Below are 710 nucleotides of genomic sequence, written 5' to 3'. Positions count from 1 at the left end.
TATTCGCACCATTAATACAGCTATCGCCGGCATGGTTTGTACTGCCGATGATGCTGATGCCAAACATTTTCCGCTCAATACACCAGTTTTAATTACTGACGTGATGGATGCTGCCGGTAAAGCAGGCGATACCGGCACGTTAGCCCGTGCGTTAGAAGCAATCGGAAATCAATCAAAGCCGGTGACGGTTGTTGTCCGCGTTGAGCAAGGTGAAACCGAAGCAGAAACCACATCTAATATTATTGGCGGGTCAACAGCGGAAGGGCGCAAAACAGGCTTACAAGCGTTAACCGTTGCTCAAAGCCGTGTGGGTGTGAAGCCGCGAATTATTGCCGTGCCGGGTCATGATACGCAAGCCGTTTCAGCATCACTTGCGGGAATCGCTCAAAAGATGCGAGCTATGGCATATATCAGCGCTTATGGCTGTAAGACGGTATCCGAAGCAATTGAGTATCGTCAGAATTTTAGCCAGCGTGAACTTATGCTGATTTACCCAGAGTTTCAAGGCTGGGACACAGTCGCTAATGCAGAAAGTAATATCTATGCAACGGCAACGGCATTGGGGTTACGTGCAAAAATCGACAATGAGATTGGCTGGCATAAAACGTTATCTAACGTAGGGGTCAATGGTGTCACGGGTATTTCTGCCGATGTGTCATGGGACTTGCAAGACCCAGCCACGGACGCTGGTTTGCTTAACGAAAACGATA

Annotated in this window: 1 protein-coding gene; it reads left to right on the top strand. The window is 48.6% G+C overall.

Annotation, left to right across the window (positions count from 1 at the left end):
* Position 1: 1 nt before the first annotated feature.
* The coding region (locus PROVRUST_RS18730) for a phage tail sheath subtilisin-like domain-containing protein (protein ID WP_211207518.1) at positions 2–710 on the top strand (709 nt) is incomplete at its 3' end.

The sequence above is a fragment of the Providencia rustigianii DSM 4541 genome, assembly GCF_000156395.1.
Lineage (GTDB): Bacteria > Pseudomonadota > Gammaproteobacteria > Enterobacterales > Enterobacteriaceae > Providencia > Providencia rustigianii.
This window is presented reverse-complemented; position numbering and strand designations above follow the sequence as displayed.